The 18,246-nt window shown below is 26.6% G+C and carries 15 protein-coding genes; 14 read left to right on the top strand and 1 reads right to left on the bottom strand.

Annotated elements, in window-relative coordinates; translation table 11 throughout:
• Positions 1-174: 174 nt before the first annotated feature.
• The 8 genes from surE (at position 175) to ACYUEX_RS02885 (ending at position 11,445) form a co-directional block, all read left to right on the top strand.
• Entirely contained in the window at positions 175-960 is a 786-nt protein-coding gene (gene surE / locus ACYUEX_RS02850; protein WP_460286486.1) for a 5'/3'-nucleotidase SurE, read from the top strand.
• Entirely contained in the window at positions 942-2,504 is a 1,563-nt protein-coding gene (locus ACYUEX_RS02855) for a ClC family H(+)/Cl(-) exchange transporter (protein WP_460286487.1), read from the top strand. The genes surE and ACYUEX_RS02855 overlap by 19 nt, the downstream gene beginning before the upstream one ends.
• Before the next feature lie 403 nt (positions 2,505-2,907).
• Positions 2,908-4,182, top strand: a complete 1,275-nt coding sequence (locus ACYUEX_RS02860; protein WP_411170178.1) for an ABC transporter substrate-binding protein — start codon at positions 2,908-2,910, stop codon at positions 4,180-4,182.
• A gap of 78 nt (positions 4,183-4,260) precedes the next feature.
• A complete protein-coding gene (locus ACYUEX_RS02865; RefSeq protein ID WP_411170179.1) occupies positions 4,261-5,142 on the top strand; it encodes a carbohydrate ABC transporter permease in 882 nt (293 codons plus the stop codon).
• A gap of 8 nt (positions 5,143-5,150) precedes the next feature.
• Positions 5,151-5,999 (top strand): carbohydrate ABC transporter permease, encoded by an 849-nt coding sequence (locus ACYUEX_RS02870; protein ID WP_411170180.1) that lies wholly within the window; start codon positions 5,151-5,153, stop codon positions 5,997-5,999.
• 19 nt (positions 6,000-6,018) lie between these two features.
• Complete coding sequence (locus ACYUEX_RS02875; RefSeq protein WP_460286488.1) at positions 6,019-8,079, top strand: DUF5054 domain-containing protein; 2,061 nt, start codon at positions 6,019-6,021, stop codon at positions 8,077-8,079.
• Between the two features lie 41 nt (positions 8,080-8,120).
• On the top strand, positions 8,121-9,893 hold the full coding sequence (locus ACYUEX_RS02880; protein WP_460286489.1) for a sensor histidine kinase: 1,773 nt from the start codon (positions 8,121-8,123) through the stop codon (positions 9,891-9,893).
• Positions 9,894-9,906: 13 nt separating this feature from the next.
• Complete coding sequence (locus tag ACYUEX_RS02885) at positions 9,907-11,445, top strand: response regulator transcription factor (RefSeq protein WP_411170183.1); 1,539 nt, start codon at positions 9,907-9,909, stop codon at positions 11,443-11,445.
• Between the two features lie 187 nt (positions 11,446-11,632).
• Here ACYUEX_RS02885 and ACYUEX_RS02890 read toward each other — a convergent pair whose 3' ends face one another.
• Positions 11,633-12,442 carry an N-acetylmuramoyl-L-alanine amidase family protein gene (locus tag ACYUEX_RS02890; RefSeq protein WP_411170184.1) on the bottom strand — a complete coding sequence of 270 codons (810 nt, stop codon included), beginning with the start codon at positions 12,440-12,442 and terminating at the stop codon, positions 11,633-11,635.
• Between the two features lie 145 nt (positions 12,443-12,587).
• Here ACYUEX_RS02890 and ACYUEX_RS02895 point away from each other — a divergent pair, with 145 nt between their 5' ends.
• From ACYUEX_RS02895 to ACYUEX_RS02920, 6 genes are all read left to right on the top strand, one after another.
• Positions 12,588-13,151, top strand: coding sequence for a TetR/AcrR family transcriptional regulator (locus ACYUEX_RS02895; RefSeq protein WP_411170185.1), 564 nt, complete (start codon positions 12,588-12,590; stop codon positions 13,149-13,151).
• An 18-nt stretch (positions 13,152-13,169) separates the two neighbouring features.
• Positions 13,170-13,961: a rhomboid family intramembrane serine protease gene (locus tag ACYUEX_RS02900; protein WP_460286490.1), complete on the top strand. Its 792-nt coding sequence runs from the start codon at positions 13,170-13,172 to the stop codon at positions 13,959-13,961.
• Positions 13,962-14,195: 234 nt separating this feature from the next.
• Positions 14,196-14,969, top strand: coding sequence for a hypothetical protein (locus tag ACYUEX_RS02905; protein ID WP_460286491.1), 774 nt, complete (start codon positions 14,196-14,198; stop codon positions 14,967-14,969).
• 19 nt (positions 14,970-14,988) lie between these two features.
• A complete protein-coding gene (locus ACYUEX_RS02910) occupies positions 14,989-16,074 on the top strand; it encodes an AAA family ATPase (RefSeq protein ID WP_460286492.1) in 1,086 nt (361 codons plus the stop codon).
• A gap of 13 nt (positions 16,075-16,087) precedes the next feature.
• A complete protein-coding gene (locus ACYUEX_RS02915; protein ID WP_460286493.1) occupies positions 16,088-17,428 on the top strand; it encodes a vWA domain-containing protein in 1,341 nt (446 codons plus the stop codon).
• A 104-nt stretch (positions 17,429-17,532) separates the two neighbouring features.
• On the top strand, positions 17,533-18,189 hold the full coding sequence (locus ACYUEX_RS02920) for a hypothetical protein (protein WP_460286494.1): 657 nt from the start codon (positions 17,533-17,535) through the stop codon (positions 18,187-18,189).
• Positions 18,190-18,246: the final 57 nt, after the last annotated feature.

Genomic DNA, 18,246 nt, shown 5'->3' on the forward strand with positions numbered 1-18,246 from the left:
AATAGAAACAATTATTTAGAAGAGTGATATAGTTTAATTTGATAAAACTATATCACTTTTTTTATCTCATTTAAATTTATGGTAGTATATAATATGTAAGTAAGAAGTAATAATATAAAGAATAGTTGCTATTGGAAATTATAACAATAAAAAAATAATTTAAGGAGGACTTATATGAGAATATTAATTACAAATGATGATGGAATAGATGCGAGAGGGATAATAGCTTTAGCAAAAAAAATATCTAAAAAACATGAAGTGATAGTTGTTGCGCCTAGAGAACAAAAAAGCGCATCAAGCCATTCTATATCAATTCACAACCCTATAAAAATAAGAGAAGAAAAAATAGATAAAAGTTTTAAATCTTATAGTTTAGTTGGAACACCAGCTGATTGTACTCAAGCAGGATTATCTTTACTTGGAGAAAATATAGATTTAGTTATTTCAGGGGTGAATAGAGGATTAAATTGTGGAACTGATATATTATATTCCGGGACAGTATCTGCAGCTATAGAAGGAGCAATATATAGTGTGCCATCAATTGCTATTTCTATGGAAGTAGATTGGAATAGAGAAGATGAGGATTATACAAAAGCAGTTAATTGGGTAAGTAGGATTGTAGATATAGCAGAAAAAAGCTATTTAAAAGATAATGTGGTTTTAAATATTAATGTTCCAGATGTGAAAGAAGAAGAGATTAAAGGATTTAAGGTTTGTAGGTTAGGAAAATCAACATATAAAACTGATTATATTTTAATAGAAGAAAATGAAGATAAGATTTATATGACAAAAGGAACGAGAAATAACATTTTAGAAGATGATTCGGATTTGTATTTTTTATCAGAGGGGTATGTAACATTAACACCACTGCACTTTGACTTTACTAATTTTAAGATATTAGATGAAGTGAAGAATATATTTGAAGATAAGGTGATGAAAGAATGGAAGACGAAAAGATAAAAGATATATTGTTACAAAGAAAAAATATGAAATTTAGATTAATAATTGAAGGAATTATCATAGGCTTAATTACAGGCGGGGTTATAGTACTAAATAGAATAGCTATAAAAAAGTTATATGGAGTTTTTAATAAGCTATATTTATGGGGAAATAAGGGTTTAATTAATAGTCTTTTAGTAATAATAGTTTTAGCTATAATAGGAATAATAGTTGGAATTATGGTTAAAAAAGAAGGAATGATTTCTGGTAGTGGTATTCCACAAGTAAAGGGAAGAGTTATAAATAAGCTAAAAATGAATTGGCTTAGAATACTGATATATAAATTTCTAGGTGGAGTGTTAGCATTATCAGCAGGGCTTTCTCTTGGAAGGGAGGGTCCATCAGTACAAATTGGTGCTTCTATAGGAGAAGGGGTTGCAGAAAAAACTTATAAAAAAATTCCTGTGAAAAAAGAATTTTTAATAACAGCGGGGGCATCTGCAGGGCTTTCTGCTGCATTTAATTCGCCACTATCAGGAATAGTATTTGCATTAGAAGAAATCCATAGAAATTTTTCTCCATTAGTCTTATTACCTGCTATGGCAGCTGCTATAAGTGCTGACTTTGTATCGAAAAATTTTTTAGGGATGGAGCCAGCATTAAAATTTAATACTATGAATGCATTGCCTTTAAAATATTACTGGATATTAATTATTTTAGGTATTATAACAGGAGTAATGGGAGTTGTATTTTCAAAAGGAATATACTTATTTCAAGATTTGTATTCTAAATTAGAAAGAGTGCCTCAAGAAGTTAAAGTGATGATACCATTTATAATAACAGCAGTTATTGGGTTGATATCTCCTATGTTATTGGGAGGAGGACATGAATTAATATTAGATTTATCATCGGGAGAACAATCTATTTTATTTCTAATAATAATATATTTATTAAAGTTCCTATTATTATTAGTTTGTTTTGGATCAGGGGTACCAGGAGGCATATTCCTTCCAATGTTACTTCTTGGAGCTGTTCTTGGAGATATTGTTGGAGTATTTTCAATAGATATTTTAGGTGTAAGTAGTTCATTTATAATTAACTTTATAGCACTAGGTATGGCTGGATATTTTGTATCTGTAGTAAAAGCTCCTATAACAGGTATAGTTCTTATTATGGAAATGACAGGTTCATTTAATCATTTATTATCACTATCAGTAGTTGTAATAATTTCATATATAACATCAGAATTTCTAAGAAATGAACCTATATACGAAGTCCTCTTAGAAAGACTTCTTAAAAAAGTTGGAGTAAATAAAGAAGAAAATGATAATAAGAAAACTATATTAGAGTTTGTAATTGAAATGGGAAGCTTAGTAGAAGAAAAATTTATAAGCGAAATTGAATGGCCAAAGGATTGTTTACTTGTTTCTATAAAAAGAGGAGAAAAAGAAATAATTCCAAGGGGATCTGTAAAATTAATAAGTGGCGATTACATAGTAGCTTTAGTGAATATAGACAAAAGAGCTTTTATAATAGAAGAAATTAATAAACTTACTTTAGTCTAGGAAAATTAAAAGAGAACTATAAATTAAAACCCTTAATTTATAGTTCTCTTATTAATTTAAGATTATTAATGAAAGTAGTTAAGTTTAAATATAGCTAGAATAAAGTTACATCCTTTTTATATACTAAAAAATTTAGCAAAGTTTATAACTAATATTAAGTTAATAATACTTATTAGAATAAATATAAAAGAAAGTTTTAAGAATAAGTTATATTTGAATTAAAGTCTTTAGAGATTATAGTATTAGTAATATGAAATATAGAAAGTACTAGCTTAAATTATGATAATAATAATATTATATAAATCATAATAATACGATATATAATCTTACAAGTATAAATGGTAACATTTAACTATAAAGTATGTTTTTATAAATAAAAATTTATAAAAGGGGAGTTGTTTTTATGATATTTAAAAAAGTGCTAAGCCTTATGATAACGTCTACATTATGTTTAGGCTTATTAGTAGGGTGTGGAAACAAAGATACAGGTGAAAATAGTACAAGCAAAGGAAATGATGAATCATTTACACTTAGAATTTCTACTACTGGAGAAAAAGATGATAATTTAGACCTTGCTATGGATATGTTTAAAGAAAAATATCCAAATGCAGAATTTGAAATTATATCTAGCCCTTGGAATGCTACAAGAGAAAAACAAATTACACTTATGAGCATGGGAGATATACCTGATATTTGTAAAACAGGAGGATGGGCAAAAGAATTTTATAATGATGGACTTGCTATGAATTTGACAGATGTAATAAAAGATTGGGATATTTACAATAAACTAACACCAGGACAATTAGAACGTATGAAATTCGGTGACGACATTTGTGCTGTAACTTACAACACAAACACTATGTATATGTTCTATAACAAGAAATTGTTAGAAAAGCTAGGAGTAGAAGTTCCCAAAACTATTGCTGATTTAGAAACTTTAGGTAAAAAGATTAAGGAAAGTGGAACCAAAACTGAAGATGGTAAAAACGTATATGCTGCAAATATATCTACAGGGAGTGTTTGGGACATATCTACTTGGGCATTTTCATTAGGCGCAGATTTTATGAATAAAGACTATACTAAAACCTTAATTGACTTACCAGAATCTATTGCAGCCCATACAAAAATGCAAGAGTTTGTTAAAAATGGTTGGGCACCTATTCCTGATGGGACATCAGATCAACTTTGGTTCAATGGACAATTAGCAACTTACATCACTGGTGAATGGACTATTCCTGCTACATTAGATGCAAAAATAGATGTGGGGTATGCTCCAGCACCTGCAGGATCAACTGGACTAAGTGTTGCTCCTATAGGAGGATGTGATTGGGTTATTACTGAGCAGTCTAAAAATAAAGAAAAAGCCATTGAGTTTCTAAAATTGATGTATTCAGAAGAATTCCAAGTAAAAGCTGATAGAGGTGTTACAGACTTATCTATATATGATAACACAGAAAAACAAAAATTATGGGAAAAAGATGGAGTTCTTGAATCTAAAAAAGTTCAACAAGAACAATTAAAAACTGCAAAATATATAGCTTTTGATGGATTGTATGCATTCCCAGACGCACAAAATGTATATAAAGCTGCTGTAGAAAGAATATTAGTTAATCAAGAAGATCCAAAAACAGTTTTAGAAAATGCAGCTAACGAAATTAACAAAGGTCTAACAAAGTAAGATAAAAAATGAGGGTTTGGTGGGCTATTTCTTTAAGTTCCATGCATACCCTCTTATTTATATGAAAGGAATGATAATATGAAAAGGAAGTTGAAGTCTAGCTATAAAGATCAAGCTTTTGTATGGAGCATTGTAGGACCTGCAATATTATTTTTTGCAGTTATAGTATATTATCCTTTTTTAAAAAACATCTATTATATGTTTTTTAACTATAATTTTATAAAAAAGCCTAAGTTTGTTGGTCTTGATAATATTACTAAATTCTTTGCTGATACTAATGCACATACAGCTCTAAAAAACACATTTACTATAACTATTTTTAGTGTTCCTCTTGTTCTTATAGTAGCTTTACTTATAGCTATAGCAGTTTTTAACATGAAAAAAGGTAAGAGTTTTGTTCGTGCTTCTATTTTTTCAACTTTCTTAGTTCCAGGAGTAGTAGCAGCTATTATTTTTAAACTATTATTTGGAACAGAGAATGGTCTTATAAATACGACACTTAATAGCTTAGGATTTGATAGTATTGGATGGTTAATACAACCTTTTTGGGCTATTGTAGCAGTTATTATTGTGCATGTTTGGAATGGTACAGGCTATTACATGGTAATATTTCTTTCAGGTTTATCAAATATTAATACTCAATTGTATGAAGCAGCTAAAATTGATGGAGCTTCAATATTGCAATCTTTTAGGTATGTTACCTTACCGCAATTAAAACCAACAATTGTTTTTTCTATGATTTATGCAACAATGGCATATTTAAGAACTTATCCATCAGTAGAGCTTTTAACAGGTGGAGGACCATACCAATCTACAGAAACAATAATAATGTATATGTTTAAGCAAGGCTTTAAAACTAGAGATGTAGGATATGCTTCAGTAATAGCAGTTATTGTATTTTTAATAACTCTTGTAGTATCCATCGTTCAGATGAAAGCTACAAAATATTTTGATGATTAGGTGATTATATGAGTGAAAAGTCTACTAGAAAAAAGATTAAATTACAACCAATTTTATTAATAGTAATAATGCTTATTGTAACAGCTATATTTCTTATACCAATAATATGGATGACTTCTGCATCTTTTCAAGGACAAGGTGAATTATTTAAGATTCCTTTTAATTGGATACCTAAAGACCCAAGTCTAGAAAATTACAAATTTGCTATTGATGCAGGCGGTTTAAAGAATGCTTTTATTACTTCTACAATAACATCAATTTTATTAATAAGTATTCAAGTATCTCTTAGTACTATTACTGGATATGTATTTGGAAAGTATAAATTCCCTTTTAAAAAGACCATCTTTATGTTTATAATGATGACATTAATGATACCAGGAGAATTAACTTATTTCCCTTTATTTGATATTGTAAAAACTTTCAATCTTACTAATACTTACTTTGGATTAGTTCTTCCATTTATATATAGTGGATTCGGAATAGTATATATTTATCAATTTTCAAAATATATTCCTAATGAGATTTTAGAGTCAGCTAAGATAGATGGATGTGGAAATATAAGAACATTTTTTTCCGTTGCACTACCCATGTTAAAAAGCGCCATATCAGGTCTTGTAATTTTGGCATTTACATTTATTTGGACTGAATTTGCATGGTGTAAATCAATAATTACCCAAGAAGAAATGAGACCTCTTTCTATGGTATTAACTCAATTATCAAAGGGTTCTGATAATGCTGTAAATTATGGTGGATTAATAGCAGCAGGTGCTATGGTAATGATTCCTATCTTAATTATATTTCTAATTTTCCAAAAGAACTTTATAGAAAGTATTATTGGTTCTGGAGTGAAAGGTTAATTTTTAATGGAGGTATAAAATGAACACTAAAATAAAAAAAGTACATGTAATTTATAAAACTCACTTAGACATTGGCTTTACAGATTTTGCCCAAAATGTTTTGGATAGATACACAAATGAATATATACCTAATGCAGTAAATTTGGCTTTTAAACTTAATACACCAGAAAATAAAAAGTTTATTTGGACTGTAGGATCATTTTTAATAGATTATTACTTAAAAAATGCTTCAAAAGATGCAATTAAAAATTTCGAAAAGGCAATAAAACTTGGTTATATAACTTGGCATGGAATATCATGTACCACACATACTGAATTAATGGACAAAGAGTTATTTAAATATAGTCTTAATATAAGCAAAGAACTAGATAAAAAGTATAATAAAACAACTATTGCTTCTAAAATGACTGATGTGCCAGGACATACTATTTCTATAGTTCCTTATATGGCTGAGGCTGGTCTAAAATACATGCATATTGGTGTAAATGGGTCATCTATGGTTCCAATGGTTCCTGAAATGTTTCTTTGGAAAATAAATGGAGCTGAGTTAATTGTTCACTATGCATCTGATTATGGGGCTTCATTCTCTATAGATGGGTTAGATGAAGTACTTGAATTTGCCCATACTGGAGATAACCTAGGACCACAATCAGAAGAAGATGTTGAAAAAGAATTTAACCGTATTAAAGCTAAATATCCTAATGCCGAGGTAGAAGCATCAACATTAGATGAATTTGCTAAGGCAGTTATTAAAATAAAAGACAAACTCCCTGTCATAGAAGAAGAAATTGGAGATACATGGATACATGGAGTTGCTTCAGATCCTGTAAAGGTTGTGCAGTTTAAAACTTTATTAACATTAAAAAATAAATGGCTTAAAGAAGGATTATTAAAAGAAGGTAGCTATGAATATACAGAGTTCATGACAAACCTTATGCTTATAACAGAACATACCTGGGGACTTGATTATAAAAAATATTTAGCGGATTTTAAAAATTGGACTAAAGAAGACTTTTTAAAAGCAAGAAAAGCTGATATTACCACTTTAGAGTCTCTTACAATAAGAAATATTCAAATTTATGAATTTTTAAAAGATGATATCCCTAAGTATAGAAATGGTGAATTTAAAGGTTCTTATAAAGAATATGAAAAATCTCATGAAGAACAGAGAGAATATATTTTAAAAGCCATTGAAAAACTTCCAAGGGAACTAAAAGAAGAAGCAAAGTTAGCCTTAAATAATATTATTCCACTAAAAAAATCTATTGAAGGAAATCTCATTAAAATAGGTGATTTAATAGAAATTAATGGATGGAAAGTTAAGTTTAATGGGGAAGGAGCTATTAATTATCTTGAATGCATGGATAAAAAATGGATTAAATCTGGAGAGTTAGGCAAATTACAATATGAAGTTTTTGATGCTAAAATTTGCTCAGATAATTACTATAAATACAATAGAAATTTTTATGAAACTATGTGGTGGTCAGAACCAGATTTTTCAAAACCAGGTCTAGAATTTGTGGATGATTTGGAAAATATTTGCTATAATTTTAGTGTGACAAGTATAATAAAAGAAAAAAATAATATATATGTTTCTATTAAATCTGATGATGAAGCTGCTTCAAAGTATAGTTCTCCAAGAATAGCTGAAATAACTTATAACTTCGATAAAGATGTTATAAGATGTAACCTTCAATGGTTTGATAAAGATCCTGGGAAAATACCTGAAGCTATATGGTTTAAAATGAAGTTTGATGTTGAAAATCCAAATAGGTTCATGATGAAAAAAATAGATCAATTGATTTCTCCATTAAATGTATTAAAAGGTGGAAATAGAAATCAACATTGTGTAGAAGCACTATATTATCATGGAGCAGATGGTGTTTTAGAAATTAAAAACCTACACTCACCACTAGTAAGTATTGGTGGTAGAAATTTATATAAAATGGATCATAAAGTTAATAACTTAGAAAATGGTTTCTATTTTAATTTATTTAACAACAGATGGGGTACAAATTTTAAGATGTGGTGTGAAGATAATTGCTATTTTTATTTTGAAATAAGAATAAAAACAAATTAGTTGTATTATTAGGTGCAGCTTATTGAAAGAATGGGTGAAAGATGATAAAAAGAGATTTTTATAAAAGAATCTTTAAAAGTATGAGATTTACTATAATAATTTTATATTCCTTAATTATCTTGATATCTATTAGTATAATAAGTGCAATATCCTATAATATTTCCTTTAATACATCTGAAAAGCAAGAAATAGATAATGTGTTTCAGATTACAAGTCAAATAGCAAATAACTTAAGCATATATTTTCAAGAATGTATAACTAAAATAAATTTATTTAGAAATGATAAACAATTAAAAGAAAATATACAAAAACTAAATGAAGACATTTCAGAAAATGACAGGGTTAAATATGTTAAGTCTATTAATGAAAAAATGAGCCAAGTTATTATATTCAATAATGATATAAAAGATATAATAATTTTGTCAGATAGTTTTAATAATAGTTCAACACATAATGAAGGTATAAATTATAATTCCAATCATAATCAAGGGGTAAATTATAATTCATATGCAATAAAAGATATAATAGAAGATTCAAAAAATATGTCAAAATATGATGTGCAATTTTTATCAGTTAATGAAAAGGATTATCTTTATGGAGGAGAAAACCAACAAAATATGTTGGTTTATTTTCCTATTAAGGAAGCTAATGGTAAAGATACAATTGCCGCAGTTGTTTATTCTTTAGAGTTTGAAAAAATAAATAAAATTTGCAGTAGAAATGATTTAGCAAGAGAATATAGTTGTTATTTAATTGATCAAGATAAAAATTTATTTTATGCTCCATATGCTGATTTTAAATTTGAAAAAGATGACTGGAATTTTGAAAAGGATATAACCATCTTTAAGAATAAAGAGGTTTTATCTTACTGTAAAATTCCATCTACTAATTGGTATGTAGGATATAAAATTGATTTTTCGAAAATAAGTGAACCATTAATAAATATAAAAAAAGTTACTACTATAGTAAGCTTAGTTGCTATTATCTCTACTATATCAATCTCAATTTTTATTGGCTATAAGGCTACAAAGCCTATAAAAAGTTTATCTAAAGCTATGAAAAAAGCCGAAAAAGGAGATTTTCAAACTGCTGTAGAAGATGTATCTGGTTTTGAAGAAATTGATACTTTATATAGAAGATATAATGAAATGATTAATAAAATAGATTTACTTATTAAGGAAGTTTATACAACTAAACTTAGCAAACAAAGAGCTGAAATAGAAGCTTTACAAGCAAAAATAAATCCACACTTTTTAAATAATACATTGCAATGTATAACATCTTTAGCAATTATAGAAAGAAATGACGACATAATTTATGTTGTTGATGCTTTAAGTCATTTATTTGATTATATACTATATGAATCAAGTGATATGGTTCCACTTAGTAAAGAAATAGAGTATGTTCAAAAATATATTGATATTCAAAACATAAGGTTTAATAACAGTATAAATCTGTATATAAAAGTAGATGAGCAACTAAATGATATCTTAGTCCCTAAATTAATATTACAACCTATTGTTGAGAATACCATACAACATGGATTTAAAAATAAATTAGATAAAAAGCATGTAACTATTGAAGGTGAATTTTATAATAATAACCTTATTCTTAAAATAAGTGATAATGGTAATGGAATTAGTAAAGAAAAATATGAAGAAATTTTAGAATCATTAGAATATGAAAAAGAACCAGTAAATCATATAGGATTATATAACGTAAATAAACGTCTAAAATTAAATTATAATCAAGAAAGTGGTATCAAAATTGAGAGCAAAGAAAATTATTGTTCTACAATAACATTGATACTATAAAGGAGGGGAATATATGGAATTGACAGCAGTGATTATTGATGATGAAATGTTAACGATACAATCTCTTGAAAAGTTACTTCCTATGTGCAACTCTAGAATAAAAGTACTTGGTTATGCAACAAATGGTAAGGAAGCTTTTCATTTGATCAGCACTACTAAACCTGATATTGCAATTGTAGATATAAACATGCCACTTTTAAATGGAATAGAATTAATTAAATTGCTAAAAAAAAATAATCTGAAAACCAAGGTAGTAGTCCTTTCAGCTTATCGTGAGTTTAATTATGCTCAAGAAGCTTTAAATTTTGGAGCATTTGCCTATTTGTTAAAACCTATTAACATAAGTAGTTTAAAAAGTACAATAAAAGAATTATATGAAGCTGTAAAAAATGAAAAAGAGGATAAGTACATAAAGAATAAATATAATGAGGTACTTCCAGAATTTAAAGAAATCTTAACAAAAAAATTATTATTAGAAGAAATCAGCCAAGAAGAATTCATAAATAAAGTTAAAAATAGTAACATTAAATTATTAAAAGATTTTCGTTTATGTTATATTACAAATAAAAATAGTAATGCTGAAATAGAAATTCTAAATTATATACATTCCATCTCGGACAAACAATATAAAAAAAGTTTAATTAGCTTTAAGATTGATGCAAATACAATTTGTATTTTAATTGATAAATGTGATCAGGTACAATTTGTTAGTATAATTAAATCAAGAATAAAAAATGGTCAAGTGGTTTATTTAAGCAAAATGTGTCATGATTATAGTGATTTGATTCAAGAGTATAATAAAATTAGTAACTTAATACAAGTTAATTTTTATAAAAATTTTTCAGGACGTTTAGTATGGTGTGAAAAGTATGAAATTGTAGATTTTATAAAAAGAGCATATCACATTGATACACTAAATATAAAAAAATGGATAAGCAAAAGTGATAGAGATAGTTTTATGGCGTATTTAAGAGAATATTATAAGCACATAAGAAATAACGAAGATGTTTGGCCAGAATATATATATAGAAGTATTTATGAAATTGTTATTATATTTAAATCCAACATGCAAGTTGAAAATGTTGAAACTAGATATATCTTAGATAATTTAGATATAAATGACATAAAAAGATGTGCTACATTAAATGAGTTAGAAGAATTTACTGAATCGTTATTTGAAAAGTTTTTTGACATTGGAGTAGAGAGCTTTCAGGAAAAAACTAGAGTGATTTTAATGGTGAAAGATTACTGTAATAAACATTACGGTGAGGAAATTACATTAGATGATATCTCAAATTATGTTAATATATCAAAAAATTATTTTTGTAGCTACTTTAAAAAATATGCAGGCGATAGTTTTGCACAATACCTTAAAAAGATAAGGATTAAAGTTGCAAAAGAAAGATTAAAAGAAAGTAATATGAAAATTGTAACTATTGCTAAAGAGGTTGGTTACAATAATTCAAGCCATTTTTGTAAAATGTTCAAAGAAGAAGTTGGTATTAGTCCAGCAGAATTTAGAAGAGAGTATTTTAAATTAAATGAAAGCTAATATAATAGGCGTTCTTAATAAACTTATAGTTAAGGATAATAAAAGATATACTTATCTAACTTAATTAACAAAAGAGCTGCCACTGAATGATTTTCAAAGCATTCTCAGGAGGCAGCTTCTTATTTACACTATAGTTAATTATATTTTTAAAATCTATGGATAAATTATTTATAGTGTTTTTGAACTATTATTGTATATTATCCTTAATTAAAGCTTCTTTATTGTTTTTAATATAATTTAAAATAGCTTCGCTTATAGCTTTTGCGCAAGCTTCTTGACCTTTATCAGATTTTAGATATTCTTCATCAGAAGAATTACTTAAAAAACCTAACTCTATCAATGCTGAAATACTAGGAGTTAATTCTAAAACTGCAAGAGCATCATCTTTATTTTTATAAGTTTTTAAGCCTCTGTCATCTGTATATTTTAATTTTGATAATTTATTTTGTATAGTATTGGCTAAACTTTTACTTTCTTCATTTGAAGCTTTATACCAAGTTTCTAATCCTTTTGAATCAGGATTACTAGAATCACTATTGCAGTGTATTGATATAAACAAGTCAGCATTAAATACTTTTGGTATTTTTATTCTTTCTTTTAAACTATCATTAGCGGTTTTTAGCCATGGAAGAGAGTCGTTTGTTCTTGTATAAACTACTTTCACTTTACTTGTTTCAAGAAGTTTTCCAAGTTTCAAAGAGATGTTTAAAGCTATATCCTTTTCTAGAACACCAGTTACCCCTTTAGTTCCTGTATCCCAATCGCCATGACCAGGATCTATGCATACTATAAAGGGATCTTCATTAGAAGACGATGATGTAACTTTATTATTAACATAAGTGTTATTATTACTATACTTATTGTTTAATAGTAGGATAAGTGAAAGTATGAAAAATCCAGTAAACATAAGAGAAATACGTAATACTAATTGTCTTCTTTTCTTTCGCTTATATAGGATTTTTCTTTTGTATGCGATATCAAATTTTTGATTTTCCATAATACATACCTCTTAACTTATAATAATATAATATAATTATACTTAACATAATCATAAATGTAAATAAATGGAAGCGAAATAAAAGAGATCACTCAGTTGATAATATAAGAGTATTGATATAAACTGTAATAAAGGGGGAGTTTTCATGCCGAAAATATTACAAAATCCAAGAGAAACAATATTAAGAGAAGCGGATACACTTTTAAGAAGCCAGGGTTATAATAACTTTAGTATGAGAGAACTCGCTAATAGATGTGAAATAGGACTTGGAACAGTATATAACTATTTTGAAAATAAAATGGCATTAGTTAGTGAAATATTTAATAACACTTGGACAGAGATACTTAAAGAGCTTGAAGAAGTAAAAGACAAAGACATAGCATTTGAAGAAAAGATGCGGTTAATATATTTAGGATTAGAAAAATTTTTATTATACCATAAAGAAGTATTTTTTGAACTAACTAAAAATGGAAAAAATATAAAAAATAATAAAAATTCTAATGATTGTAAAAGATATGACGTATTAGAACACTTATATTTGATTGTAGATGAAATAATAGATTTTCATAGAGAAAATAAAGAGATAACTATTAATATAGAAACTAGAAAGTTAACATCATTTTTAATTAGTAATATGATAACTATAGTAATGAAGAATAAGGAATTTTCAATAGATGATTTAATATATATAGTTACAAATAAGCTATAAAGGAGTAAGTGTTAATTTATGAATTTATTAAATAAATTAGAAAAAAAGTTCGGAAATTTTTATATAAGAAATTTGATGCTTATTATAGTAATAGGAAATGCTTTCATATATGCATTAAATATGATGAGTGGTGATATTAATCTAATAAACAATATTGTATTGGATCCACAAAAGGTAATGAATGGAGAAGTATGGAGGCTAATAACATTTATATTTGTACCACAAAGTAAATCTGTTTTTTGGTTAGTTTTTTCATTATACTTTTACTATTTAGCAGGTTCAGGCCTTGAGCAAGAATGGGGAGGATTTAAATTTAATATTTACTACTTAGTAGGTATGTTAGCAACTGTATTAGTGTCCTTTTTAACAGGAGTTAAAGCAACAGGATCTTATGTTAATCTTTCTTTGTTCTTAGCTTTTGCAAAAATATATCCTAATTTCAAAATATTATTATTTTTTATAATTCCTGTAAAAGTAAAATATATAGCTATATTTAATTGGATATTAATTGGAATAAACTTTGTTTTTGCTGGATCTTTAGGACAAATGGTATTAGTGGTGATCCCTGTTATTAATTTTATTCTATTCTTTGCTAAGGATATAATTACTGGAAGTAAAAATGGAGCTAAAAATTATCATAGGCAACAAAAATTTAAAGCTCAAGTAAAAGAAAGAGAGATATTACACAAATGTGTAGTATGCGGAATTACAGAAAATGACGATTCTAATATGGAGTTTAGATATTGTTCAAAATGTTCTGGTAAAAAATGTTATTGTATCAATCATATAAGAGATCATGAGCATAAATAAATAAGCAAGTAAATAAATAAAATTTTAAAAGGCAAAAGTTCTTTAAGATACTTTTGCCTTTTTTGAGTTATATTAAAAACATAATTTAAATTCTTCTATAAATAATAATAATTATTAAGTACAAGTAATAGTAATTATTAATTAAATATAGTATAATATAATTAACAACGAAAGACATATAATTTGAAATTATTAATTTTTTAGATTAACTTTAATGATAAGGAAGGAAAAAGAATGGAAAATAATGATTTAAAAAGAATATATGATAATCCTTTATATATAAGACATATAGAAAATCCAAGTGAAGATTTGATGCTTGAGGCTGTTAAGAAAAATGGATTATCAATAAGATATATAGAAAATCCTAATTATAAAATTAAAGAAGCTGCTATTAAAAATAATCCATTAGCAGTTGAGTATATAGAAAATTTAGATGAAGAAAATGCTATATTAGCAGTAAGATTATTATGGAATTCCCTTAAATACATTAAAAATCCTACAGAAAAAGTTAAATTTGAAGCTATTAATGCAAAAGGTTGGGCAATTCAATTTATAAATAATTCAAGTGAGGAAATGCAATTAAGAGCTGTATCTAAAGATTATGATGCAATAAAATATATTAAAGATCCATCAGAAAAGGTACAACTTGAGGCTATAAATAAATATTGGGCAGCTATAAAATTTATAAATAATCCAAGCTTAGAGGCTAGGAGAGAAGCTGTTAAAGGGAATGAAGAAGCAATTAACTATATTGATTTTAATTTAGATGAATTAAGAATACTAATTGGAGATAATATAAAAATTGTTAAGTACGTATATGATTCTATAGATGTAGAATTTGTAGTTAATGTGGTGATAGATAAGGTAAAAGAAGATCTTATAGATGAAAAATATATTAAGGACTTCTTAGAACTTGAAATTTTAGAAATGGATAAGATTAATTTTATAAGAGAATATGGAAGTAAAAAAGCTAAAATTTTATTAGTTGATTATAAACTTTCAAGATAAGGCAGCAAGAGGTGATAATATGAAATTTTCAGAAGCTATAAGTACTATAGATTTGGTTTTAGAATCAGGAAATGTTCCTTTAATAATAGGTGAAGCTGGGATAGGTAAAACTTCATTAGTTAAAAAAATATGTAAAAGTGATAATTATCATTTAGTAAATATAGATGCAAATCTTTTAAAAGAAGGTGAAATTGGAGGGCTTCCTTTAGTTGAAAATGGAAGAACTAAATATGCAACACATTATAAACTTATAGAAGTAGAAGAAGCAATAAGAGATAATGAGTACAATGGTGTGCTATTATTCATTGATGAGTTAAACAGGTGTGAGCATGCAGTACAACAAGAACTTATGAATCTAATATTAAATAGAGAAATAAATGGATATAAATTAGCTGATAATGTAAAAATAGTAGCAGCTATGAACCCATCTAATAAATATGATGGATTTGAAGATAGTGATTATCAAGTTGTGGATATGGATAGAGCACAAGAGGATAGATTCGTTTGGATAGAGTTAAGTTCTGATATTAAAGAGTGGATTAAATGGGCTATGAGTAATGATGGAAATATACATGACCATATAATTGAATTCTTATCAACATTTCCTGAGTATTTAAGCACTCCAAATTCAAAGGAATCTATAAAGTCAACTCCAAGAAGCTGGGAGAGAGTGGCTAAGGCTTATAATATTTATGTTAAAAATAATAATAAGTATTCAACTGACATATTTTATAATGTAGTCAAAGGTAATGTAGGAGTAAGTATAGCAACAGATTTTATAAATTATATAAAAAATGTAAAAAATCCTTTAATTAAACCAGAAGATTTATTTTCATATATTATTTTACCAATAGAATTAAAAGATGAAATAAGAAAAGAAAGTCATTCAAGATTGTATATTCTAGCTAAGAATTCTTTAAGGTATTTAGAGGAAAATAATACAGATAATAATAAAAAATTATTTGGTGACTTGATAACTTGTTATCCAAAGGATTTAAGACTTGGAATAATGAAAGAAATTAAAAGTGATTCCACTGAAGAGTTATATAATGATTTATTAGATGAAGATACATTCTTAGATGCATTCTTTAATATTTTTGAGTAAGGAATGATTATATATGCTATTTGAAGATAAACGAAATAATTTATTAAAACAAGCTTTAGATATAAAAGAAACTGGTATATTAAATAGTAGCTTTGAAAGAGAGTTTTTTTCATTAGTAGAATCTGTAGTTATAGATATGTTAGACGGTGAAGACAGTTTCTTTGGACAATTTTTGGTGAAGATTGAAAGAAGTGTTAGATTTAATATAACATGGCCTTTAGCTACTATACCTAAAATGCAAGGATTTAAAATGTATTTTAATCCCATATTGTTTTTAATGTGTGATAAAAAAGAGATGGAAGCACTTTTTAAACATGAAATATATCATATAATGTATGGTCATCATCAAAGAGAAAGAGATCTTAAGAATAAATATACTACTACTGCTGTAAATTTAGCTTTAGATATTTCTATTAATCAATTTATTAAAAGTTTACCAATGGATAGTTTTAAAATAGAGATAGTAAATAAAGAATATAATTTAGAGCTTAAGGAAGATAATACTATCGAAATATATGCAGAAAGAATAGAAAAAGCAATAAAAGCAAAGCTGTCAACAAATGTGAAATCAGATGATAGGTCTATTGGAGAAATGATTGATATATCAAAAGCTCATGATGTATGGGAAGAAAGTAACCTAAATTACGATTCTATAAAAGATATGACTAAGAAGGTTGCTATAAGTTCTTTTAAGGGGAATGCACCAAAGGATATTGAAGCAATTATTAAAGCTTATACGGAGAAGGCAGAAATATCATGGCAAGAAGCATTAAAAAAGATAATTCCATCTCTTAGAGCTGGAGAAAAGAAGACAGTAACAAGAAGAAATAGAAGACAACCAGAAAGGTTAGATATAAGAGGTACATTACCCAATAGTATTCCAGAAGTTATAATTGCAATAGATATAAGTGCTTCTATGAGTGAAGAAGAAGTTCACAAAATTATGATTGAGATATTAGAAATAACAAAAACAAGAACTAATAAAATTACAGTAATTGAATGTGACAATGAGATAAGAAGAGTTTATGAAATAAAATCAAAAAATGATATAAAGAAAAGAACTTCTAATGTTGGATCTACTAAATTTTCACCTGTATTTAAATATATAAGAGATAACAAACTAAGAAATCATGCTCTTATATATTTTACTGATGGTGTTGGAGAAAAAGAACTTGAAGTTAGACCTTTTAATTCAAATACCATTTGGGTCCTAACTGGAGATGAAGATTTATCCTTATCTAGAGCCTATGGAGAGATAAAAAGAATAGAAGGAAGATCTGAAAAAGGTGAGGGTGGCACTACGGGATTGGATATGATTAAAGAGTATCAACAAGAGCATGGAAGATATTTTTAGGTAGCTTACTATTCAGTATGCTACCTTTTAATATTTGTACAAGTATATCAATAGTAGAATTATATAATGAATTATGATATAATATAAAAATGTGGGGGTGTGTTATGAGGTCTTATAAAATAAGTAAAAATAATAGTATTCTTTTTATAATAATTATACTTCTTACCAGTTTGGTTATAAACGTTTACACATCTGCGATGAATTCGCGTTATAAAATATTAATAGGAAAAGAAACATATAGAAGTGTTGAAGAAATAAGAAGTAGAAATGAAGGTGCATTAAATACATTAAATCAATGTATAAAAGCAGGAAGTATTAGTAATGAAGAGTTACTTTCGTTATATGAAAATTATAGTGCAATATCTGAAGCATTTACAAATTTATGGTCAAAATATGGAGATTACAGAAAAGAAGAGATTATATCTATAAATAAAAAATCAAAAACCTCAATAGAAACACCAAATGAAGTTTATTCAAGAATTGAAAGTTTATTATTTGAATATTTAAATATTCAAATGAATAATCATTATGAAAAACTTGTATTAGATGGAGAAGCTTTAGATAACTTTGTAGCTATGAGTAATATGTCTCAGCAAATTGATGAGTTTTATAAAGAGTTTAACAATAAAAATTTTAACAATATTAAAGAAGAAGATAAAGAAATAGAAACAATAAAGAAAAATTATTGGATAGATATTCTAAAAGGGATGAACTCTATAATTGAACCGTATTTAAATTATGAATTTACTATAAAAAGATAGTTTTAAAAATACTCTTTAGAAAAGTATAAAAGTCTAAAATTTTGAAAATGTTAATAT

The sequence above is a fragment of the Clostridium sp. CTA-7 genome (assembly GCF_054768095.1).